This window comes from Vibrio owensii, assembly GCF_002021755.1.
Lineage (GTDB): Bacteria > Pseudomonadota > Gammaproteobacteria > Enterobacterales > Vibrionaceae > Vibrio > Vibrio owensii.
In genome coordinates, this window is sequence record NZ_CP019960.1 from 1,802,366 (window position 1) to 1,822,728 (window position 20,363).

The window sequence follows — 20,363 nt, forward strand, 5'->3', positions numbered from 1 at the left end:
CCTGCTAACGATTCCGACATTGTTTACTTTATCGACAATGAAGCACATGACCTCCCCCTTTCTGACCAAAGTCATGGTTGAGTGCTTGGGTGGAGTCCCGTTTAACTCGATGAATTGACTCAGATGTTGTCTTCTTCAGAGAGCTTGCGAAACTGGTCTTCCAGCCGATGACAAAGGTCTGGACTCTGTTGAGGTCTTACATTAGGTTTGAATAAGACACTTTTGTAGGACCAAATCATCATGCACATCAGTTATGAGCAAGTCACCGCCTTTGTCGCTGTTGCGGAATGTGGTTCCTTTAGCGCTGCAGCAAAACAATTAAATAAGCATCGCACTACGCTTGGTCAGGTGATCACCAACCTCGAAATTGAAATCAACATGACCTTGTTTGACCGTTCGACCCGCTATCCTAAATTGACGGAAGAAGGCTTAGCACTGTATCAACATGCTAAAAACCTCGCGGAAACGACTAAGTCTTTTGAGCGTCTATGCCAGAGCACGGAACAAGGGAACGAGAGCCAAATTACTATCTGCCACAGTGAATTGGTGCCGGGAAAACTGATTCAAGATGTGATGATTGGGATTCGCAAAAAATTCCCGTTGGTCAAAGTGAACTGGCTTCACAAAAACAATCACGAAACGAAAGCGCTGTTCGAACAAGACGCCGCAGACCTTGCTGTCATGCTCGTTCCAACGGGCAATGCCACGACAGCATTCAGCTACACCTATCTGCTCAATCTTCCTTTTGTTGTCTGTGCTACCAGCGAATTTATTAGACAACATCAGATTGTTGACCTCACCTCTCTAAAGCGAGCAAGGCAGTTGTTGATGGCGGACTTTCACCATACTGGTATCGCACAAACATTGACGATATCGAATCTCGCTCAACAAATCGAAAGTGTGAATGTGCTCAAAAACCTATTAGTCGCAGGTGATGGCTGGGCAATTGTCCCTACCCATTGCGTGGAGGATCTTTTAGCAACCCAGCAATTACAGACCATTGAGATAGACGAACTCCATGCCGTGCTTCAGTTTCCTATCAACCTTTGGCAACATAACCGCTTAGCCGGTCCTGTTGCGCGAGAAATGATTCGACTGTTTAAAGAACACAGCCACGTTCATACCGTTCAAAGTGAGGATTGAATGCTCACAACGTGATTTAGGTGTTTTAGTTTTCCACCGTACACTCCAAATCGTTCCTAAACATGAATCGGAGTTACTATGAAATTGAAAGCAATCACCCTAGCCCTTCTTGCTGGCACTCTTACTACTGGTGTAGCGCACGCTTGTACCTCAGTCGCATGGAATACCGACTTAGGCACTTTCACTTCTAGAACGATGGATTGGATGGAATCAACCTCACCTGTGCTAGGTACGATTAATAAAGGCGACGTTCGTTCGCTTCAAGGTAATGGTCTAGGCAATACCTACACGGTGAAATACGACATGGTTGCGGTACTGGCTTATGGTGAGTTAGTTGCCGATGGCGTAAACAGCGAGGGCATGCAAGTCAACGCTCTGTTCTATCCAGATATGACCATGAAAAAGGCAGAAACGGGGTCAGAGGTCACGCAATTTACCATCGCGGAATACCTGCTAGCTAACTACGCAACGGTTGATGACGTGGTTAAAGCGCTACCAACATTGGAATACGCATCTATCCCTATGGAGGGGATGCCCGTTGAAATGAAACTGCACTGGTCTGTCACAGACAAAAGCGGTGACCGTCTAGTGATTGAAATGGATAAAGACGGCTTGCACACCTACCGCGGCGAAGAAGCGATGGTAATGACTAACGACCCTTCGATGAAAGAACACATCGAAATGCGCAAGAAGGTTCAACCAACGTGGGAAAACGCGAGTCGTGATACCGACTATGGCTCCATTGGCAACGGTAACTCACACAGTCGCTTTATTCACGCGAGCTACTTTATGAGCAAACTCACGGAGCCGACCAGCATCACCAATGGCATGATGAAGCTGTCTACAGTTCCTTATCGCGTACCTGCGGATGCGCCATACAAAGACTTTGGCAACGGCAATGGTATGTCTGGCTACGCAACAGAATGGACCATGACACAAAGCTTGGATACTGGTGACAGCGTATTCGAATACAACTTTGAAGAAAACTGGAACACGGTGAAATTCAACGTTTATGAAATGATGGGCAAAGATTTCCGTCTACCACTGACTAAATCGTTTATGGCGAAGTTCTAGTCACTAACAAAATACTGAGTGCCATTTCGCACTCAAACAAAAGCACCGCAATGTCGGTGCTTTTTTCGTCCGAGCACCAAAGCCACTAATTTCCTCGTCCATACATCTTGTCGAAGTTTGGAATGTTCTTTTCCCAAATGGGCGTCTCTTCTCCCACAATAGATTTGAGTGTGTCGATAAATAACTTGGTTTTAATCGGTGCATCTCGGTGCGGATACACGGCGTAGAAGGTGCCGAAATCATCAACGTTCAAGTGCGTCATGATCGGCACTAGCTTGCCTTGTTTGATTTCGTCTTGAACCATTTGTGCAGTCACCACAGCAAGCGTATTTCCTCCAGCTGCGCTTCTTGCCAACATTTCCACATCATTCACTTTATAAGCGACATTAAGCTGAAAATGCTGTTGTTTACCTTGCTCATCTTGATAGCCGAATTTATCGAATAACAGACCTGGGGCGGCGTAAATAGTGGCGGGTAAAGACTCCAACTTCTCCAGACTGTTCACCTCACCATGCTTTTCTAAAAACGCAGGGGCAGCAACAATCAACAGGCGGCTTCGCGCAATCTTACGGGTAATCAAGCTTGAGTTTTTAGGCCGTCCGATACGGAAGCCAATATCAAAACCCTCTTGCACCATATCCACCATGCGATCTTCTAAGCGCAGTTCAAACTCCACATCTGGGTATTGTTGTTGAAACACCGAAATCGCATCTTGAACGTATTGACGTCCGAACATGGTCGAGCTCGTAATACGCAAGACACCACGAGGCTCTTCATGATAATTCTGCGCCAAACGGTGAGTATCACTGAGAAGTGATCGAAGGGATTTGGCTTGATTGACCATTTCACTCCCTGCTGCCGTCAATGATAAAGAGCGAGTGGTTCGGTTGAGTAAGCGAACACCCAGCTCCTCTTCCAAACGGCTGATCTGCTTTGAGATCACCGAACGATCCACATTCTTCTGTTCTGATACCTTAGTGAACGAACCAAGCTCGACCACCTCAAGTAGCAGCAATAAACGACTAGAGAAATCCATAACGTCTTACCTACAAAACCATTGTTGCTTATATGGCATCAATTATGTGCCATTTAGCTTATTTTTCTCATCTTATAACAAATCTATAGTAGCTGCACACAACGGGAGAGAGACAAACCTCCTCAATACCAAACCAATAAAATCGCGTTACCGAGGTCTGCTGATCTTACCAACGCTGAGGAAACAGCTATGAAAACTCTATCAATCACAACACAAAACGGCATCGCTACTGTTGAAATCAACAACCCACCAGTGAACGTACTGACTATCGATTTGATTAATGAAATCAACGAATTTGTACTATCACTTAAAGATGACCGCGATACAAAAGTGGTGGTCTTCAAATCGCTTCAGGAGTCTTTCTTCTTGGCGCATTTAGATTTGAACGTTATCAACGGCACACAAGGTGGTCAGGCAGCATCCATTGAATTCAACCACATGATTGCCAACATCAAAGCGATGAAACAAGTATCGGTTGCTGTGGTTGATGGTGTAGCTCGTGGCGGCGGTAATGAGTTTGTGATGGCGTGTGACTTGGCTTACGGCACTGAAAACGCAGCATTTGCTCAGCCAGAGATCCACGTCAACATCCCAACGGGTGGTCAAGGTGCGGTGCAGTTCGCTCGTCGCATGGGCAAAAATAAAGCGCTTCAAGCACTACTACTTGGTAACGACTTTACGGCACAACAAGCAGAGCAGTTAAACATCATTACTCAGTATGTTCCTAAAGCAGAGTTGGATGGATTCTTGGCGGCAACATTGGGCGTGATTAGCCAACTAGAAGTGCGTGACATCGTAATGTACAAAGAGATCATCGCAACCTCTATCAAAGATGAAGACGCAGGTGCAGAGCTAGAGTTGCGTTACTTCTTAGAGCGCGCAAAAGAGCAAAAAACCGCAGCGATCATCGACGCGTTCCTAAAACATGGTGGTCAAACAGAGCGTGAAGCGAAAGACATCCAAGGCATCTTTGTTGATACAGCGGCTGAGCTAAACAAACAATAAAACCTGGTTCACTCGACCTAAGGCACCGACAGTCCGTTGGTGCCTTGTCTATTTGCAAACTCTGGCGAATCTTATTGCATGAAAAACGATTAAATCATTCGTTTATTGCAAACTTGGCTTATCAACAGCAATGTTAGAAACAAAATTGCGCGTGCGAGGAAATACAATGGAGACAGTTAAACAATAGCCAGATCAATAGAAAAACGAGGTCCTCCATGAATCAACTTCCCGACGAAAACCAAAAACGATTTGTTGCCGTAATCAGTAAAAAAGTCGAGGTGGGACGCGCCGTTAACGTATTAGGACATTTGAGCGTAAGCCTTGCGGATCAACTTTCTGATGGCGACGCAGTCTACACCGACTATCACGATCTCGACGGCAATGTTCATCCAAATATCTCGCACTATCCGTTTATCGTCTTGAGAGCGGACAACTCCAACTAAATCAGAAAACTTCGCCAAGAAGCACTCGATAAAGGCATCCCCTTCTCCGATTTTACTCACACAATGGTAGAAGGCGGCTCTGAAGTTCAACAGCAAACCACCAAAAACACGCCGGAAGCTGAATTAGAATACTTGGGTATTTGTTTGTTCGGCGAGACTGAAACTCTTCGAGAATTGACCAAGAAGTTCAGCTTATATCGCTAAAAGCACGTGATACCTTGGTGATCCTCTCATCATTTTTTCATCAAGCTATCTGTACATTGCCACTTTTAGGTTTAGAATCTAGCGTATCTATCAACCAAAAGTGGCAACACTTACAACGAAATTAAGGAGGAATTTATGTCTTTGTGGTGTTCAATCAACCCACGTTTTTATGGCATGAAGGACCGCTCAAGAGTTTCAGATTTCGCGCTGCGATAATCTCGACTTGAGCGAATAATTACCTTTCGACGAAAACACGTCACCCGAGTACTTTCCCTCAAGCTCGAAGAATTATTGTCAGCTATGACAACGGCGTCTTACGCCCAAAATTCTTGAGAACACTATGAGTACTTTTTTAACTGCACAATCATTAACTCTTTCTCACACAGCAACACCAATCTTCAAAGATCTAACGTTTACGATTCATCGTGGCGACAAAATTGGTCTTATCGGTCATAACGGCTGTGGTAAAAGCTCCCTACTCAAACTGCTTAGCGGTCAATTTGAACCAAGCCAAGGCACGGTTGCCAAAGCCAGTTCATGTTTGATGCGTTATGTTGAGCAGCATTTACCTGAGTCTTTAAGTACACATTCCGTATTGGACGCGTTAGCGGAATCCTTATCCAATGATGAGATTTGGCGCGCCGAACTCTTATTGGATGAACTCGGATTTTCAAACACAGAACGACACATGCCGGTTGAGAGTTGCAGCGGAGGTCAGCAAATGCGACTCCTGCTTGCTCGTGCGATTATCCATCAACCTGACTTACTGCTTCTGGATGAACCAAGCAACCACTTGGACTTGCCATCGCTCCTTTGGCTAGAGCAATTCCTATCAAACTGGAAAGGCTCATTCGTTTTGGTATCTCACGATCAAACCTTACTCGATCGCGTCACCAACACCACTTGGGTCATGCGAGATCGGTCTCTGCATCATTTCTCTTTGCCTTGTTCTCAAGCAAGACAAGCACTGAAAGAGAAAGATGAAACCGATCAACTTCGCCATGCCAGCGAGCAGAAAGAGATCGACCGAATCGAGAAAAGCGCCAAGCGTTTAGCCACTTGGGGCAAAGTCTACGACAACGAAGATCTTGCTCGAAAAGCCAAGACGATGTTTGCGCGCAAAGAACGTTTAGAGGAAGAACAAACCGAGTTGACAGAAGGCACACCGTGGGCGCTACAACTTCAAGGTGAATCAATGCCAGCAAATCGACTGTTAGAGGTTTTGCCTTTCTCGGTAACGCCACCAAACAGTGATTATCATTTGTTTGATATGGCAGAAATGCGCGTAAAAAGTGGCGAGCGGATTGCCGTTCTAGGCAGTAATGGTTGCGGTAAATCGACCTTGTTGAACCTGCTTTATCGTCAGTATGAAGTCATCCAAACCGACCTAGGCAACCAACATGAGAGTGTGACTTTCCACGATCGTTGTCGCTTGGGTTACTACGATCAATCCCTAATGCAACTCGACGATCATCAATCCATCACGGATGCGTTGCAGTCGTTTGCCAGCATCAGCAGTGAACAGGCAAAACGTTCGCTAATTAGTGCAGGATTCGAGTACACAAGACACGAACAGAAAGTCGTCAGTCTGAGTGGTGGAGAGCGAGCAAGGCTGCTGTTTGTGGGCTTAACCCTCGCTCGTTATCACATGTTGTTTTTAGATGAACCGACCAACCATTTGGATATGGAAGGCAAAGAAGAGCTGATTGCAACTCTGCAAAACTTCGAAGGTGCCGCCTTATTGGTGAGTCACGACCGAAGTCTGATAGAACAAAGCTGTAATCGATTCTGGTTTATTGCAAATGGCTTACTGACTGAGTATTTAAGCGCGGAAGAAGTGTATCAACGCGTAACTGATACTGCTCCCAAATCAGCCATATCGCATCATTGTAATGAAGTAATATCGATGGAAACAAACACCGCGTCTGATGAACAATCCGAAGAGCAAATGCTGGAAAGACTGTTGGAACTGGAAGGCTTACTGGAAGCCGATTTAGGGCGAAAACCCAAACATCAAAAACCCGCGATGCAAAAGCAGTGGCAGCAAGAGATAGAGGAAATTACGGCGCAGCTATAAAAACAAAGCCGGAGGTAATCTCCGGCTTTCTTTATTAGATTCGAATTAGATCCACTCAATCTCAGGTCCTGCGGGCACAATCCCATTTGGGTTGATGTGCTTGTGCGAGAAGAAATAATGCAGCTTCATGTAATCAATATCGATAGTGCTGCGAATGCGATCATCGGCAACCAAATCCAGCATGTAGCGATACAAGTTTTGGTGCGCCTTTAGGGGCTTTTTGTTGGCTTTGAAGTGCACTTCATACACTGCCTCGAAACGCACCAATGTTGGTAGCAAGAACAAGTCAGACAGGGTAACGTCGTCGCCATGCAAGTAGCGCGACTGCCCCAAACGCTGATCCAGTTGCTCTAGCGCATCAAACAAGGTTTCACTCGCTTGGTCATATTGCGCTTGCGTGGTTGCAAAGCCGACTTGATACACCTTGCCATTCACATTGCTGTGAAGCCATCGATTTAGGCTTTCGAGCTCTTCACGCAATGCTGCGGGTACCAACTCCACCGGATGTTTTGCCAAAGATAGCCAATTCGTAGCGAGGTCCATTGCCATTGCGGCTGAATCATTGCCCACAATTGCATGGTTTTGCTTATCCCACACTAGAGGGACGGTCACACGTCCGGTGTAGTCGCTTTTCGCTTTCACATACAGCGCCGCTAGATTATCCGCGCGGTATAGAGGATCAGGGTGTTCACAATCAAACTCCCAACCATTGCTGTAACGTTTTGCTGCAACGGAAGAGACGGAAATGACCTCGTCCAAACCAAGGTACTTGATCACTAGGTAAGGGCGATGGGCAAATGGACAAGCCAACGACATATACAAGTGATAGCGATCCGCTTCGATCTGACTTGGTAACGCGAATTGATCTTCTGCTGTCAGCTCACTTGCGTCTTTGTTTGGATACCAAATACCTTGTTCTAATACCGCCATACCTTACCTACCTTTCTTGATTAGCTACCCTGATGAATCACAACTTATGCGAGTATAGATAACTTACAGAGACTTCTCGAAAGACATCATTAGCTCACTCAGTTCCGCTGAGGTCGCAGCATCAAATTTGCCATCTTGGAACTTGTCGTAGAAACCGCCTAGGCTGTATGTGCCTTTTACATCGCCACCCCACCAAGGCATCAACTCAGCCATGGTTTTGATATTAGTTGCGCCGCCGTTTGCACCTGGCGATGTGCTCACCAGTAGAACTGGTTTCTTCGTGTCGCCAAAGAAAGACGTACCTTGAGGTGCAACACGTGATAGCCAATCAATCGCATTTTTCAGGAATGCTGGCATTGAGCCGTTGTGCTCTGGTGATGCAATGATGATCGCATCGTATTCGTTTAACGTTGCACGCAGTTTGTGTGCGTTTTCTGGGATGCCCTGACCTTCAACGTCCAAACCGTACATTGGCAATTCAAAGTCATTTAGGTCAATGGTGTTTACTTCTGTATGTGTAGCTTGGTTTGCCAACGCTTGAACCAACAGGCTGTGGATTGATTGGCTGTTGTTGCTACCAGTAAATGCGACGATCTTTTTCATAGTGGAATCCTAATTACGTTTGCCCCTACTTATGTCGGGCACTCAGTGAATGAGGTGATATTAATTAACTCCCATCAGTGAATAAACACTATAATAGTGGCTATATAGTTCACCATTAGTGAACAATAAAAACATGAGGAAACTAATGCGTGGATAAGATCAGAGCATTAACCGTATTTCGTCGAGTGGTGGAGCTAGGTAGCTTCGTCGCGGCAGCAGAAGATTTAAATCTCTCAAAAGCCGCAATAAGTAAGAACATCAATGAATTAGAGAGCTATTTGAAAAGCCCTTTGATTAACCGCACGACGCGTAACTTGCACATTACCGATAATGGTCAGCTCTATTATCAGCAAGTGTGTCAGGTTCTCGATGCACTCAACAACGCAGACCGCTCAGTGATTGAGTCTTCCCACACATTAAAGGGCACACTCAAAATCAGCATGCCGATGTCATTAGGGTTGATTGAGCTAAACCCCATCATCTGCGAGTTCATGAAGCTGCATCCAGAGCTTTCCATCGAAGTGGTGATGAGTGATGAACATATTGATTTGATTGAGCAAGGGGTTGATATTGCCATTCGTGGCGGAGGCGAATTGGGTAACTCTAGCCTACGCTCGCGCAAACTATTGGATATCCGCCGTGTACTTTGCGCTTCCCCTCAATACCTTGAAGAGTCGCAGCCGTTTAAATCTCCACGTGACGTTATAAACCATCGCCTACTTAGCTATAGCCTCTCTTCAACGTCTCGCCGTTGGACATTTCAAAATGGCAGTGAGGTATTGGAAGTTGATCTGCCTGCGAGTGTTTACACCGTCAATAGCGGTTTGGCGCTCACCCAAGCGGCATGTGCCGGACACGGGGTTGCGTTGTTGCCAGACTTCTTTGTTGAGCCTCAATTAGCATCCGGTGAATTGGTTGAGATTACCCCTGAATGGCAGATGGAGAAGCACGCGCTGTATATCGTTTACCCCTACCACAAAGAGCAATCGCAAAAGTTACGTGCCTTTATTGATTATGTGGTGGAGAGCTTTCAAGCGCGATTCAGCCGTCACTCAGACCCGCAACAGATGTACTCTTCGATTATCAAGCTAGGGTCTTGATAACGAGGTTTAGCCAAAGAAAAGACAATAAAAAAGCCAAACTGGATAGTTTGGCTTTTCATCATCTTTCTTGTTCCTAGACATCAAACCTACAAGAACAAGAGGACAGAAAGTTTATCGACGGCGGTTGTTAAAACGAGCACGATCTGAGCGTTGCTTAGCTGAACGCTCTTTGTGCGCAGACGCAGCCTTCGCTTGTGAAGCCAGAATCGATTCAACCGTCAGCTCCATTGGCTCACGCGGCTCCAATCCATGACGGAAAGTACGTGCGCGTGGTGGCAGGTTGTATTCGTATTCAGATGCCTTTGGCATGCGCTTGTAACGGTATAGGTAGAAGTTCTCTACGCGCTCACGAGCCCATTCTGTTTTCTTCAGGTATTTAACACTGCTCGCAATGCTTGGCTTGGTGTTGAAACAGTTCATACGCATTGCTGTGTCGAGGATTTCCCAACCGTAATGGTCAACAAGCTGCTGCAACATGTCTTCTAATTTAAGACCGTGCAGAGGGTTGTTCTTCTGCAGTTCAATACGTTCTTCGTCGGTCATAAATTCATGGCTCATGAACGGCTCCTTAATTGTGGGTGGCGAGCATTGTACTCACCACCTTACCTCTATTAGGTTTAGATTAAATCATTATTGCGAATAATCTGTTGTTTTCTTCGTCTCAAAGGCGATCTTTACGTCCAATTATTCACGATGTTCGGCGCTTGGTTACGCAGCGCTAAGCACCTTTTGTTGGTGTGCCATGTACTCTTCAAATGTACCTTGGAAACTCACCAACTGTTTGTCTTTTACATCAATGATTGAAGTCGCCAATGACGATACAAACTCACGGTCATGACTAACAAAGATCAAAGTGCCCGTGTAGTCTTTTAATGCGCTGTTTAACGCTTCAATCGCTTCCATATCCATGTGGTTAGTTGGCTCATCCATTACCAAAACGTTGATGTCTTGCATCATTAGCTTACCAAACAGAAGGCGGTTCTTCTCACCACCCGAGCAGTTTTTCGCTTTTTTGTTGGCATCATCAGCGGTAAACAACAAGCGACCTAGAATGCCACGTACCATTAGGTCATTGTGCTTCACGGTACGCCACTGAGAGATCCACTCAAAGATGGTCAGATCGTTATCGAAGTCTGCACTGCTGTCCTGTGGGCAGTAACCAATTGAAGCGTTTTCAGACCACTTTACGACGCCCTGAGTTTGCTCTAGTTCGTTCACTAGGCAACGCAGCAAGGTCGTTTTACCTACACCGTTTTCACCGATAATCGCAAGGCGAGTACCAGCTTCAAGTAACAAGTTGCCTTTTTCAAACAGCAGCTCATCACCAAACGAGTGACCAAGGTCTTGCAGTTCCAACGCTAAGCGATGCAGTTTTTTGCCCTCACCGAAATCAATCGATGGGCTAACACGGCTACTTGCTTTCACTTCGTCGAGTTGGATTTTTTCCATCTTCTTCGCGCGCGAGCTAGCTTGTTTCGCTTTCGATGCATTCGCACCAAAACGGTTTACGAATTCTTGAAGTTCGTTGATTTCAGCGGTTTTCTTCGCGTTAGAAGCCAATAACTGCTCACGACGAAGACCAGATGCTTCAAGGAAGTATTCATAGTTGCCAGGGTAAATACGCAGTTCGCCGTAATCGATATCTGCCATGTGAGTACACACAGAGTTTAAGAAGTGACGGTCGTGCGAGATAATGATCATCGTACACTTGCGCTGGTTCAGCTCTTCCGCCAGCCAGTTGATGGTGTGAATATCCAAGTTGTTGGTTGGTTCGTCGAGCAGCAAAATATCTGGGTTAGCAAACAGAGCTTGCGCCAAAAGCACACGCAGTTTCCAGCCCGGAGCAACTTGCTGCATCAAACCAAAATGCAGCTCTTCTTCAATACCCGCTTGAAGCAGAATATCGCCAGCACGGCTTTCTGCTGTGTAGCCGTCCATTTCTGCGAATTCGCTTTCCAGCTCAGCGACTTTCATGCCGTCTTCTTCACTCATTTCTGGTAATGAATAGATACGGTCACGTTCCTGCTTCACTTCCCAAAGCTTGCGGTCGCCCATGATCACAGCATCAATCACGCTGTATTGCTCGAACGCAAACTGATCTTGGCTCAATACGCCCAGCTTCAGCCCCGGAGTAATAGACACATTGCCCGAGCTTGGCGCGAGTGCTCCGCTCAGGATTTTCATAAATGTCGACTTACCACAGCCGTTTGCGCCAATCAGACCATAACGGTTGCCGTTGCCAAACTTAGCAGAGATATTTTCGAACAGTGGCTCGGCACCAAATTGCATGGTGATATTGTTTGTACTAATGATAGCGGCGTCCTCGAAGGAAATTTCTTTTAAATAACAAATTGTTAATTCACTTTCGAGATACGGTTAGAAAAGGGCATATTGAAAGTGGCCGCCATTCTATCTGATTCGCTCAATAGGTGATATAGATCACGCTAATGTTGCGAAGGATTTTTATCAAAAATAAAGCGTGGCTTTAACCACGCTTTGCTTATTAACAACATCTTGGATTAAAAATCGAGATGGTAATTGTTGTTGGATTGATTCAACGAAATCACCCAGTTCTTCTCAGATTCACCAGCATTCATTGGGACCCATTGCGCGTACAACTTGGTCCAATTGCCATTCACCTCTAACTCAACCTGATTGGTTCGGGTCGGATAAATAGTGGTGATGCGTGACATTGGGTCTGCAATCACATCGCCGTTTTCCGCCGTAAATGCCTCTTTGGTGTAGAGATGTAATGCACCATCAGAAGCTCCTTGGTAGTTCATAGACAAGGTAATGGTCTCACCAACATCGAAGGAAAAGTCACGTTGTGCCACAATGTCTTGTGTGTCATCAGTCTCATCCACCACTGGCGCAGGAGCTGGGGTTGAAGAGCCACCACCTCCTCCGCCACCGCCTCCACAAGCAGCGACTAAGGTTGAAGCAAACATGATGGTCAGAAGTTTTGTCGAAGTATTCATGTGATGCTCCTTGCTATTCCGTTGCTGAGATAACTTTGCCACTCGCTGGCGCGTTGTACCAACTGGTGTCCGTTTCGCCACTGCTGGTTACCCAAGTTGGGAATCCTGTGTAGGCATGGCTGATATCTGTGTTCTCGGTTGGGTGATCCCATTCATCACGAATGTTGATTGCCCAAGGCATGTTGTTGCTGGTTAGGAAGTATTCCGAGCCGCCTGTGTCATCATCATGCAGGTTGAACAATGCGTTATTCATATCCCCAGTGCCTGAGAATGTCTTAAAGTGGGTTTGCCATGTCATGCCCGGGAAGGTCGCAACAAAGTCCCCGTGGTACGTACCTTCTGCCGCAAAGATGAATGAGTCATATGGCGGGTAACCGATTTGATCTCGTGCGACTGGCGTGGTCAGTTCAACGACCATCTGGTAGCTGAGGATGTCGGTCGCTTGTTGATTCAAACAATTGCTCTGAGTACGGTAATAAGTACAACCTGAAGTCAGAACCCCAAGCGCATCCAGTTCAGCTCTTAAATCCTCCGATACCACCAACACAGTTTCGCTGCCAGATTGAAGCACCGTATGTTCCACTGCTTGACCATTTTTGGTCACTGTTACCGATGCCACGTTGGATGAATCCACATTAGGCAGCTTCACGGCAAAACCATTAGAATAACCCGCCCCCATTGCTTGTAGGGTGTAATCGACGGTAATGGTCTTCAATTCACGTTGACCATTCAAAAGTTCGGTCACACGATAGCGCCACACTACATCGTTGAAGTCGTAGTCGCCCATTAACGGCCATCGGTCTTCGAATGCCATCGTCGCATAAGTATCAGAACTTGGGTAAACCGACGTCACGGTGACCTCTGGGTTGTTCTCTTGGACCAACACTTCGTATTTCGAATCGGTAGTGCCATCGGTGTTCACGCCATCTACCGCCGAGAAAGGTGAAATATCCACGGTAAAAATCAAATCGTTGAAATCGTTATCGCCACTCGGACGGCGAATGTCTTCAAAACCAAGCACCAAAAATTCATTCTCGGTATCCAAGAACGCAACGTTATGGCGGCGGTAATTGGCGGTCGTCTCTGGATTCAAACTGGATAAGCTGTAAAAAGGTGTGTTCCAAGGACCAAGGTAAGGAATGTTGTTATAGGTACTCACATACCAACCATTCGGGATGACGAAAAACGCAAGCGTCTGACCGGCGGTTAACTGCACATCGAGATCGATAGTGTCACCTTCCTGCATGTCACCATCTGGCGCTTTCGAAGCATTTGGGAAAATAACCATGTGCGTTTCGATATCGTCTTTGCTAGTTGGTGGATTGTTAGTGTCGTAGACAAAATAGCCTAGCGAATTTCGATAGCCAGCCCCCTCATTAAGAAACGTCACTGAGGCCGTCGCGTACTCAGCGCCATCAAGCTCGTCATCGATATCAATATTTGAATAGCGTTCCGGTGCAATAAACGCACTGTTAACGTAAGTCCCTTCAGGAAGCATCGAGTACACATTGGTCAGCGTATCCTGAGGTAAGGTTTCCGCAATAGAAGTGGTCTCTAATGGTTTACCTTTGATGGTGTAGTTTGCATTGTCACTGCCTGATTCGAACGATAAATCACTGGTAGTGAGCGCGTATCCGGACATCGATACGCAGCAACTGGTTAGCGCAATAAGTTTCCCTGCTTTCATGTTATTCCCCTCATCAACTGAATCGTTGGTCGTAGAGGGTTAACGCAAATATGATGCCGAAATTACCTCATTTAAAAACATAGAGTTATATTGATTCAAATATCATTCTCATTTTGAGAATTAAGCTGATAGGCAAAGTGAAGCGAAATGGGAAGAGAAGAAAGAAATGCGAGAGGCAGACACCTGAAACAAAAAGAGCGCCCCAAAAGACGCTCTTAATATCGATGAGTTCGAACCTACGAACGCGACGCCATTGGGTGGCTTGGGCTCATCTCCAACAAGTCCCACAAGTTGCCATAGAGATCTTCAAATACGGCGACTGTGCCGTAGTCTTGCTCCGCAGGCGGGCGAACAAATTTAATGCCCTGCTCTACCATTCGGTTGTAATCGCGCCAGAAGTCATCTGTATTCAAAAATAGGAACACACGTCCACCAGTTTGGTTACCGATGAAGTCACGTTGCTCTGGCTTAGACGCTTTGGCTAACAATAATGTCACACCATTGGAACCCGGTGGAGAAACCACAACCCAGCGCTTATCTTGCTCTGGTTGGTAAGTATCTTCCACCAGCTCAAACTTCAGCTTATTCACATAAAAGTCAATCGCTTCATCGTAATCTTTTACGACCAAAGCAATATGGATAATGGATTGTTTCATCGCGTTATACCTTTAGTTTTCCGCTGATTACCGTCTTTGCGGAGCCAATCAGTTTAATACGTCCGTTTTCAAGCAGTTCGGTTTGTAAGTGACCGCCACGTGCTGAGGCTTGATAAGCTTTAAACTGATTTTGACCGAGCTTCTGCGCCCAAAACTGAGTCAGTGCGCAATGGGCTGAGCCTGTAACAGGATCTTCGTTCACGCCCACCCAAGGGGCGAAGTAGCGCGAGATAAAGTCGAGGTCTGGGGAATTCGACTGAGCAGTGACCACCACGCCACGCCCTTGAATGTTCTTTAATGCGTCAAAGTTAGGCTCGAGATCCAGCACGGTTTGTTCACTGTCGACTTCAATAAAGCCTTTGCTGTCAAACTGAGCGTAAGAAACCACCTGCTCTGCTTTCAATCCAAGTGCCGCTAGCAACGTAGCGTCTTGTTCAACACCCATTTCAAGCTGAGTCGAAGGAAAGTCGAGCTCAATTGTCGACTCGTTTACTTTTGCATGAAGCTCACCAGACAGGGTTTGAAAGGCAATGGTATCGCCAACCTTCGCTAATCCTTGTTCTTTTAAGATTTGCGCTGTGGCTAATGTGCCATGACCACATAGCGCCACTTCTACCTTAGGTGTGAACCAACGCAGTCGCATGTCTTTCAAACAGAGAAAAGCGGTTTCTGATACCGCCATTTCTTCAGCGATAGAGAACATCAATGCTTCTGGTAACGGTTCTTGTGAAAGGCAGACTCCAGCAGGGTTTCCTTTGAAAGGTTCGGTGGTGAAAGAGTCCACTTGGTAGATATCGAGATCCATGATGCCTCCATTTTTTGAAAGCCCCAATGTATCAACTCTCGCTTGTTGAGCAAATCCCAATTAGTGAATTGTTTCATTAACTCTAAAAAATAAAGTACGACATACCATTTACATGAAAACAATTAACAGTACAATGCACCGTATAAATCAAAAGGCGAAGAGAATACCATGAAGAAAATCTTGTTAATCATTGTTTCATTTGCAGCATTGGCTCTTTCAGGTTGTGCGAGCAAACCCTACTACGGTCAAGTTCAATCAATTGATGCGCCAGATGTAGGCCTTGTAACAACAAAATCATTGGGCGAACCAATTGTCGAATACAGCTACGCACAAACTAAAGATTCATTTAGCGTACACACCCCACTTGATCTGAAGGGTGGCTTGCTTACGATGGAAGTCGGTACCTACGTAAAAGTAGCGGATGCAAGCAGATATGACGAGTACATGGCGGTCTCACCTACGGCAGGGATGGATTCAGGCTTTACTCTGCATAAAACCAATATCTACCTAGACAAAACCAACAACACTGTCTGCAACTATGACGTTTTGTATTTCTGTACCGACGAAAATGCACCCGTTTCAATCAAACCAAGAACAGTGGAAGGCGCTGACTCTCAATTTAAAGAAATGATTTATACGGGTAAACATGGCTCAAAAGTGAACTTCATGTACCGTGAGTTCACCAACAACATGATCAGAGGAGCATTTACTGTTCCTGTCGAATATGACCTGACAGAAGGGAAAGTCATCTCTTACAAAGGAGCTGAATTCGAGATCATTGAAGCGACCAACCGCCATCTCAAATACATCGTAAGAAAACACTTTACTCCTCTAAGCCTTTAACAGCTTAGGTTTGAAGACAAACAAAAGGCACCCTTCGCGGTGCCTTTTTACATTCTGATGCTTGTTCAACTCAAATCAATAACGTTCAATTTACCTGAACGAAACTTTAAAATTACTAGATATAATTAACCATTCATATTGGATATCTTATTCCCGTGCTTTGACGGACATCAAAAACAAATCGTTTTTCCTGCCTCTTCAACACTTCTTTGGATGCTCACCCAAAGAAAATAAATAAGAAAAATCAAACTCATAGGTATTCAATATGAAACAGCCTTTAAAAGCGTTAGTGCTGGCTCTAGGGTTATCCTTAGGCGCAGCTAACTGTTACGCATTAACTGTCGAACCGCTCGAAAAAGATTTTACTTTGCAGCTACTCGGCTCCGGCGGACCAATCTCTGATGACCTTCGTGCATCGTCTGGTGAACTGGTTTGGTGGAAAGGAAAATCACGCGTGATGATCGATGCCGGTGGTGGTGTTTATCTACGTTTTGGTCAAGCGGGCGGTAAATTGGAAGACTTAGACTTCCTTGGTTTAAGCCACTTTCACACTGACCACGTCGCTGACGTTCCTGCCTTATTAAAAGGTGGCTACTTCTTTGACCGTCAAGATCCCCTCGATATCGCAGGCCCAGAAGCAGGCTCTGCATTTCCTAGCTTAACCGGTTACATGAAAGCGCTTTTCGACGGTGATGAAGGCGCTTACGCATATCTGAACGGTTTATTTGATGGCAGCGATGGCTTGTTCCCAGTCACCATTACTGATGTGCCATACAAAACTTCCCAAGGCACTAAGGTGTACGAGCAAGATGGGTTGACCATTTACGCTCTCGGCATCCCACACGGCGACGTACCTTGTCTCGCTTTCCGAATCGAAAGTGCCGAAGGCGTGATGGTGATTTCCGCCGACCAAAACGGCAGTAACCCTGACTTCATCGACTTCGCTAAAGGTGCGGACATCTTATTGATGCCATTGGCAATTCACGAAGAAGCCGACGAAGTCTCGTCATTTATGCACGCTAAGCCATCAGTTGTCGGCAAGATCGCCGCAGAAGTGAATCCAAAACTCTTGGTGCTTAACCACTGGATGGGCTTGGGTCTAAAACTCAAACCCGCTTCCATCAAGATCGTTAAAGAGTACTACCACGGTCAAGTTATCGCTGGTCACGACTTATCTAGCTACCCAATGAGCGCAGCGAAGGAGATGTCTCATGAACAATAAACTCGCTCTATCTATCGCGATGACGTCTGTCATTACTTTGAACTCAGGCATGGCGTTTGCCGATGCACCCACAGAAGCTCCCGTTGAAGCTCAATCCAGCTCTCAACATGGCGGTAAGTGTGCGGCTGGTAAATGTGGTACAGAGAAACGCTTCGAGAAACAAGAGTTAAAAGATGATCCGCAAGGCCGTTTGGTACGCGCCCGAGACGGTAAATGTGGTGTAACAGGTGAAGGCATCAACCCTTCGGCTGAAACCATCAAATTAACCAAAAGCAAAATCACAGGTGGGGTATGCGGACAATAACCGATACATCAAAAGGGATTGGGCTGCGCAGCGAACACGTTGATTTACTGTGTCAGTTGCCCGAGCACCCAGATATCGATTTCCTCGAATTGGCACCGGAAAACTGGATGAATATTGGCGGCTTGAAACGTGAACAACTGCAAGACATTGCTCAATATTATCCGCTTGTCGCTCATGGCTTGAGCTTATCGATTGGTGATTGCCAACCGTTAAACGAGTCTTTTGTACGAGACGTCGCACGCTTTCTCGATGAATTTAATATCGACATCTATAGCGAACATCTGAGTTTCTCTAGAGACAATCAGGGCTATTTGTATGAACTGCTTCCGATCCCTCGACATAAAGAGAACATTCCGTATTTGGTCGAACGCATTCAACGCGTGCAAGACATTATTCAGCGTCCATTGGCGTTAGAGAATATCTCTTACTACCACGATTACGGACATGAAATGCCAGAGGGTGAGTTTATCGCTGAAGTGAGTGACCGCAGTGGATGTGAGCTGCTTATCGACATCAACAATGTGTTCGTCAACAGCCGAAATCATCATTTCTGCCCTTACGACATGCTGAGCACTTTACCAAGCGATGCGATTCGCTATTACCACATTGCGGGTCACTTGAAAGAGCGTGACGACTTCTTGCTCGATACCCATGGTAAACCAGTGCCTGATGAAGTGATTGATCTGGCTCGTTACACCTACTCGGTGCATGGCAGTAAGCCTTTGCTTCTTGAGCGCGACCACAATGTGCCGTCGCTGCTTGTTCTGGCCGAAGAGCTTCGCAGCATTCATGGCGAGATCTTGGATTTCAGCCAAACACTCGAAGTGTTGTGTAAGGAGGTGCTCAATGCTTAACCCTCCGAGCAAAATGCGCGCGCAAACCGAGTCCCTAACGGCTCTGATTCGCACGCCTATGAATCAGCATGCGCTGTGTCGATATAGCGAATTTATCCGCGACAACATCTTGGGTGTCGTTGCGAATACGTTCCCTCTATTTTCTTCGCAGTTCGCTGATGAACAACTTGAACGCATGGTGGATGACTTTGTGGTGATGCATGGCGCGTCCGAGCCTGAGTTTCATCATATTGCCACCGAGTTTGTTCAATTTTTGCAACAGAAAGCGCATCAAGATTCCAGCTCCATATCTGCCGATCAGAAGGCGTTATTGGAATATGAATGGGTGGCGTTCAATGTAGAAATTGAGACCTTAGTCGCGGCATTCACTTCTTCACCGAATCCGATATTCGAAGAGAACCAAGTGCTGCAACTCAACCCAACATTAAAGCTGGTCGAAGTGCCTTTCTTGCTGCATCAAGACTCCGTGACTTTCCTAACTGACAGGCGTCACCGTGTGTTTTATGGCGTGTTTCGGAACTCACAGCATCATGTGATATCGCAAAAGCTCAGAGAAGTGGATGTCGCATTGATTCAGCTATTACAACAGCAACCAAACCTGACTCTGGCGCAACTACAACAAATTATTGCTCAGCAACTCGCCAGATTCAGTTTCATGGAGTGGGCTCAACACTTCAGTGAACTAGGACTCGTCAGCGTCCGCCCTTCAGGAGAAAAATTATGATTAAGTCAGCCCTCAATTGGTTCGACGGTCTCGTCGAGAAATGCAAAAGATACGATTACTTAGCGTTACTTGCGATTCGTCTCTACCTCATTCCGGTCATTTTTGTTGGCGCTCGCTCTAAGGTGCTGGGTTTCTCTGGCACCGTCGCGTGGTTTGGCGCGTCCACCGCAGATGGTGGTTTGAACTTACCATTTCCCGAGTTGTTAGCGTTTCTTGCCGCAGGTACGGAAGTGCTTGGCTGTATTTGTATCGCATTGGGGTTGTTTACCCGAGTGATGACGATTCCGATGATTTTCTTGATGAGTGTTGCGAGCGCAATGGTGCACTGGAAACACGGTTGGGATGCCATCGCTACTGGCGGCATGGAAGCAACGGTACGTTTGAACGGCTTTATTGAATGGTTAGCAACCAACTTCCCAGGTCGATACAACTACATCACCGAATTGGGTGACCCAGTAATGCTCAACAACGGTATGGAGTTCGCAGCGACCTACTTTGTGATGTTGCTGGTACTGTTCTTCTACGGCGGTGGTCGCTACGTAAGCTTGGATTACTGGTTGAGAAAACCATTCTCTCGCACACCAGCAAAAGCGTAACTCAAGCGCCCAAGTTTTAACGCTTAATTAAACAGACTAATAATAACCTTATCTAACCCGCTACTCTGGTAGCGGG

General features: G+C 46.2%; 20 protein-coding genes and 1 pseudogene. 12 read left to right on the forward strand and 9 right to left on the reverse strand.

The genetic code is table 11. From position 1 onward, the window contains the following. The first annotated feature begins 240 nt into the window (after positions 1 to 240). The gene (locus A9237_RS24545; protein ID WP_078609961.1) at positions 241 to 1,143 is read left to right on the forward strand and encodes a LysR family transcriptional regulator; all 903 of its coding nucleotides are present in this window, start codon (positions 241 to 243) and stop codon (positions 1,141 to 1,143) included. A gap of 78 nt (positions 1,144 to 1,221) precedes the next feature. After that, entirely contained in the window at positions 1,222 to 2,217 is a 996-nt protein-coding gene (locus A9237_RS24550; protein WP_078609962.1) for a linear amide C-N hydrolase, read from the forward strand. Positions 2,218 to 2,302: 85 nt separating this feature from the next. Here A9237_RS24550 and A9237_RS24555 read toward each other — a convergent pair whose 3' ends face one another. Further along, the gene (locus A9237_RS24555; protein WP_078609963.1) at positions 2,303 to 3,253 is read right to left on the reverse strand and encodes a LysR family transcriptional regulator; all 951 of its coding nucleotides are present in this window, start codon (positions 3,251 to 3,253) and stop codon (positions 2,303 to 2,305) included. Positions 3,254 to 3,442: 189 nt separating this feature from the next. Here A9237_RS24555 and A9237_RS24560 point away from each other — a divergent pair, with 189 nt between their 5' ends. The 3 genes and pseudogenes from A9237_RS24560 to A9237_RS24570 all read left to right on the forward strand — a co-directional run bounded on the left by A9237_RS24560 (position 3,443) and on the right by A9237_RS24570 (position 6,982). Then, positions 3,443 to 4,258 carry an enoyl-CoA hydratase/isomerase family protein gene (locus tag A9237_RS24560; RefSeq protein ID WP_078609964.1) on the forward strand — a complete coding sequence of 272 codons (816 nt, stop codon included), beginning with the start codon at positions 3,443 to 3,445 and terminating at the stop codon, positions 4,256 to 4,258. Positions 4,259 to 4,473: 215 nt separating this feature from the next. Beyond that, positions 4,474 to 4,905: pseudogene (locus A9237_RS24565) on the forward strand (DUF2000 domain-containing protein). A 340-nt stretch (positions 4,906 to 5,245) separates the two neighbouring features. Then, positions 5,246 to 6,982: an ABC-F family ATP-binding cassette domain-containing protein gene (locus A9237_RS24570; RefSeq protein WP_078609965.1), complete on the forward strand. Its 1,737-nt coding sequence runs from the start codon at positions 5,246 to 5,248 to the stop codon at positions 6,980 to 6,982. 45 nt (positions 6,983 to 7,027) lie between these two features. On the opposite strand, the gene A9237_RS24575 is transcribed toward A9237_RS24570, so the two are convergent. Beyond that, positions 7,028 to 7,912, reverse strand: coding sequence for a glutathione S-transferase C-terminal domain-containing protein (locus tag A9237_RS24575; protein WP_078609966.1), 885 nt, complete (start codon positions 7,910 to 7,912; stop codon positions 7,028 to 7,030). Positions 7,913 to 7,975: 63 nt separating this feature from the next. Continuing rightward, positions 7,976 to 8,515 carry an NADPH-dependent FMN reductase gene (locus A9237_RS24580; protein WP_078609967.1) on the reverse strand — a complete coding sequence of 180 codons (540 nt, stop codon included), beginning with the start codon at positions 8,513 to 8,515 and terminating at the stop codon, positions 7,976 to 7,978. A 149-nt stretch (positions 8,516 to 8,664) separates the two neighbouring features. Here A9237_RS24580 and A9237_RS24585 point away from each other — a divergent pair, with 149 nt between their 5' ends. After that, the gene (locus A9237_RS24585; protein WP_074051229.1) at positions 8,665 to 9,615 is read left to right on the forward strand and encodes a LysR family transcriptional regulator; all 951 of its coding nucleotides are present in this window, start codon (positions 8,665 to 8,667) and stop codon (positions 9,613 to 9,615) included. Positions 9,616 to 9,729: 114 nt separating this feature from the next. Here A9237_RS24585 and A9237_RS24590 read toward each other — a convergent pair whose 3' ends face one another. From A9237_RS24590 to A9237_RS24615, 6 genes are all read right to left on the reverse strand, one after another. Next, the gene (locus tag A9237_RS24590; RefSeq protein ID WP_005436283.1) at positions 9,730 to 10,161 is read right to left on the reverse strand and encodes a VF530 family protein; all 432 of its coding nucleotides are present in this window, start codon (positions 10,159 to 10,161) and stop codon (positions 9,730 to 9,732) included. Between the two features lie 165 nt (positions 10,162 to 10,326). Next, positions 10,327 to 11,931: an ABC-F family ATPase gene (locus A9237_RS24595; RefSeq protein WP_078609968.1), complete on the reverse strand. Its 1,605-nt coding sequence runs from the start codon at positions 11,929 to 11,931 to the stop codon at positions 10,327 to 10,329. Between the two features lie 206 nt (positions 11,932 to 12,137). After that, complete coding sequence (locus A9237_RS24600; RefSeq protein WP_009702257.1) at positions 12,138 to 12,596, reverse strand: hypothetical protein; 459 nt, start codon at positions 12,594 to 12,596, stop codon at positions 12,138 to 12,140. A 13-nt stretch (positions 12,597 to 12,609) separates the two neighbouring features. Beyond that, the gene (locus A9237_RS24605) at positions 12,610 to 14,283 is read right to left on the reverse strand and encodes an LruC domain-containing protein (protein ID WP_009706428.1); all 1,674 of its coding nucleotides are present in this window, start codon (positions 14,281 to 14,283) and stop codon (positions 12,610 to 12,612) included. 236 nt (positions 14,284 to 14,519) lie between these two features. Next, complete coding sequence (locus A9237_RS24610) at positions 14,520 to 14,939, reverse strand: VOC family protein (protein WP_078609969.1); 420 nt, start codon at positions 14,937 to 14,939, stop codon at positions 14,520 to 14,522. A gap of 4 nt (positions 14,940 to 14,943) precedes the next feature. Next, positions 14,944 to 15,744, reverse strand: a complete 801-nt coding sequence (locus tag A9237_RS24615; protein WP_078609970.1) for a PhzF family phenazine biosynthesis protein — start codon at positions 15,742 to 15,744, stop codon at positions 14,944 to 14,946. 168 nt (positions 15,745 to 15,912) lie between these two features. On the opposite strand from A9237_RS24615, the gene A9237_RS24620 reads away from it, so the two are divergent. The 6 genes from A9237_RS24620 to A9237_RS24645 all read left to right on the forward strand — a co-directional run bounded on the left by A9237_RS24620 (position 15,913) and on the right by A9237_RS24645 (position 20,287). Beyond that, entirely contained in the window at positions 15,913 to 16,587 is a 675-nt protein-coding gene (locus tag A9237_RS24620) for a hypothetical protein (RefSeq protein ID WP_050567645.1), read from the forward strand. A 265-nt stretch (positions 16,588 to 16,852) separates the two neighbouring features. Then, the gene (locus A9237_RS24625) at positions 16,853 to 17,809 is read left to right on the forward strand and encodes an MBL fold metallo-hydrolase (protein ID WP_038879534.1); all 957 of its coding nucleotides are present in this window, start codon (positions 16,853 to 16,855) and stop codon (positions 17,807 to 17,809) included. Further along, on the forward strand, positions 17,799 to 18,113 hold the full coding sequence (locus tag A9237_RS24630; protein WP_005436274.1) for a hypothetical protein: 315 nt from the start codon (positions 17,799 to 17,801) through the stop codon (positions 18,111 to 18,113). Before A9237_RS24625 ends, A9237_RS24630 begins: the two co-directional genes overlap by 11 nt. Beyond that, complete coding sequence (locus A9237_RS24635; protein WP_005453112.1) at positions 18,101 to 18,967, forward strand: MbnB/TglH/ChrH family RiPP precursor modification enzyme; 867 nt, start codon at positions 18,101 to 18,103, stop codon at positions 18,965 to 18,967. The genes A9237_RS24630 and A9237_RS24635 overlap by 13 nt, the downstream gene beginning before the upstream one ends. After that, positions 18,960 to 19,691, forward strand: a complete 732-nt coding sequence (locus A9237_RS24640) for an HvfC/BufC family peptide modification chaperone (RefSeq protein ID WP_078609971.1) — start codon at positions 18,960 to 18,962, stop codon at positions 19,689 to 19,691. Before A9237_RS24635 ends, A9237_RS24640 begins: the two co-directional genes overlap by 8 nt. After that, a complete protein-coding gene (locus tag A9237_RS24645) occupies positions 19,688 to 20,287 on the forward strand; it encodes an HvfX family Cu-binding RiPP maturation protein (protein WP_078609972.1) in 600 nt (199 codons plus the stop codon). The genes A9237_RS24640 and A9237_RS24645 overlap by 4 nt, the downstream gene beginning before the upstream one ends. Positions 20,288 to 20,363 lie beyond the last annotated feature (76 nt).

Bases quoted from the DNA above. Each gene is read 5' to 3' on its own strand.
- A9237_RS24630 (WP_005436274.1), top strand. From the start codon at position 17,799: ATGAACAATAAACTCGCTCTATCTATCGCGATGACGTCTGTCATTACT.
- A9237_RS24570 (WP_078609965.1), top strand. From the start codon at position 5,246: ATGAGTACTTTTTTAACTGCACAATCATTAACTCTTTCTCACACAGCA.
- A9237_RS24635 (WP_005453112.1), top strand. From the start codon at position 18,101: ATGCGGACAATAACCGATACATCAAAAGGGATTGGGCTGCGCAGCGAA.
- A9237_RS24645 (WP_078609972.1), top strand. From the start codon at position 19,688: ATGATTAAGTCAGCCCTCAATTGGTTCGACGGTCTCGTCGAGAAATGC.
- A9237_RS24545 (WP_078609961.1), top strand. From the start codon at position 241: ATGCACATCAGTTATGAGCAAGTCACCGCCTTTGTCGCTGTTGCGGAA.
- A9237_RS24625 (WP_038879534.1), top strand. From the start codon at position 16,853: ATGAAACAGCCTTTAAAAGCGTTAGTGCTGGCTCTAGGGTTATCCTTA.
- A9237_RS24560 (WP_078609964.1), top strand. From the start codon at position 3,443: ATGAAAACTCTATCAATCACAACACAAAACGGCATCGCTACTGTTGAA.
- A9237_RS24600 (WP_009702257.1), bottom strand. From the start codon at position 12,596: ATGAATACTTCGACAAAACTTCTGACCATCATGTTTGCTTCAACCTTA.
- A9237_RS24620 (WP_050567645.1), top strand. From the start codon at position 15,913: ATGAAGAAAATCTTGTTAATCATTGTTTCATTTGCAGCATTGGCTCTT.
- A9237_RS24580 (WP_078609967.1), bottom strand. From the start codon at position 8,515: ATGAAAAAGATCGTCGCATTTACTGGTAGCAACAACAGCCAATCAATC.
- A9237_RS24615 (WP_078609970.1), bottom strand. From the start codon at position 15,744: ATGGATCTCGATATCTACCAAGTGGACTCTTTCACCACCGAACCTTTC.
- A9237_RS24605 (WP_009706428.1), bottom strand. From the start codon at position 14,283: ATGAAAGCAGGGAAACTTATTGCGCTAACCAGTTGCTGCGTATCGATG.
- A9237_RS24550 (WP_078609962.1), top strand. From the start codon at position 1,222: ATGAAATTGAAAGCAATCACCCTAGCCCTTCTTGCTGGCACTCTTACT.
- A9237_RS24610 (WP_078609969.1), bottom strand. From the start codon at position 14,939: ATGAAACAATCCATTATCCATATTGCTTTGGTCGTAAAAGATTACGAT.
- A9237_RS24590 (WP_005436283.1), bottom strand. From the start codon at position 10,161: ATGACCGACGAAGAACGTATTGAACTGCAGAAGAACAACCCTCTGCAC.
- A9237_RS24555 (WP_078609963.1), bottom strand. From the start codon at position 3,253: ATGGATTTCTCTAGTCGTTTATTGCTGCTACTTGAGGTGGTCGAGCTT.
- A9237_RS24640 (WP_078609971.1), top strand. From the start codon at position 18,960: ATGCTTAACCCTCCGAGCAAAATGCGCGCGCAAACCGAGTCCCTAACG.
- A9237_RS24575 (WP_078609966.1), bottom strand. From the start codon at position 7,912: ATGGCGGTATTAGAACAAGGTATTTGGTATCCAAACAAAGACGCAAGT.